This window comes from Mesorhizobium sp. M7A.F.Ca.CA.004.04.2.1, assembly GCF_004022825.1.
Taxonomy (GTDB): domain Bacteria; phylum Pseudomonadota; class Alphaproteobacteria; order Rhizobiales; family Rhizobiaceae; genus Mesorhizobium.
In genome coordinates, this window is record NZ_RZPH01001521.1 from 1 (window position 1) to 886 (window position 886).

Annotated in this window: 2 protein-coding genes; both read left to right on the forward strand. The window is 63.7% G+C overall.

Annotated elements, in window-relative coordinates; translation table 11 throughout:
* Positions 1–634: glucoamylase family protein (locus EN893_RS35850; RefSeq protein WP_281062538.1), on the forward strand; the 634-nt coding region annotated here is incomplete at its 5' end.
* Positions 624–886: FAD-dependent oxidoreductase (locus EN893_RS35855; protein ID WP_128362260.1), on the forward strand; the 263-nt coding region annotated here is incomplete at its 3' end. The genes EN893_RS35850 and EN893_RS35855, both read left to right, overlap by 11 nt.

Consider the following 886-nt stretch of genomic DNA (forward strand, 5'->3'; position numbering starts at 1 on the left):
GTTCTCGCATGCCTGGATCGATTTCGCCGGCATCCGCGACGCCTTCATGCGCGAGAAGAACTCGGACTATTTCGAAAACAGCCGCCGCTCGACCTATCTGCACCGCGACTATGCACGCCACAACCCTTACGGCTATGGCGGCTACGACGAGAACCTTTGGGGTCTTTCGGCGGGCGACGGGCCAGGCGGGTTTCGCACCAGCGTGGAGCGACAGCGCCGGCGGTTTTCCGGCTATGCCGCGCGCGGCGCGCCGTTCGGGCCCGATGACGGGACGATCGCGCCTTGGTCCTATCCGGCATCACTGCCTTTCGCCCCGGAGATCTGCTTGGCGGCGTTGCGCCATCTCGGTGATCGCTACCCCGAGGTGATCGGTAATTTCCGACTGCCGAGCGGTTTCAACCCGACATTGGCGAACCGGCGTAAGTTCGGGAGGCACGGCTGGGTGTCGGAAGGCCACTATGGGCTGGATCAAGGCATCGTGGTGATGATGATCGAGAACCATCGGTCAGGGTTGATCTGGAGACTGATGCGGTCAAATCAACACATCCGCAACGGCCTGCGCAAGGCCGGGTTCAATGGCGGCTGGCTGTCTCAGCCAGCAAGCCCGGCGTCGGGTGGCGGCGATGTCGCGTGACCGGACCAGGGCTACCGCCTTTCCTGTCGATCACAACGACATTGAGCTGATCAAGGGCGCCCATCCGCCGCACTGGAAGAACCCGCAGCCGGACGATCCCTACAATATCGTGGTCATCGGTGCCGGGCCGGCTGGGCTGACCGCCGCCTACGAAGCGGCCGGCCTCGGCGCAAAGGTCGCGCTCATCGAGCGCAACCTGATCGGCGGAACTTGCGTCAATGTCGGTTGCATCCCGTCGAAGTCGATCATCCG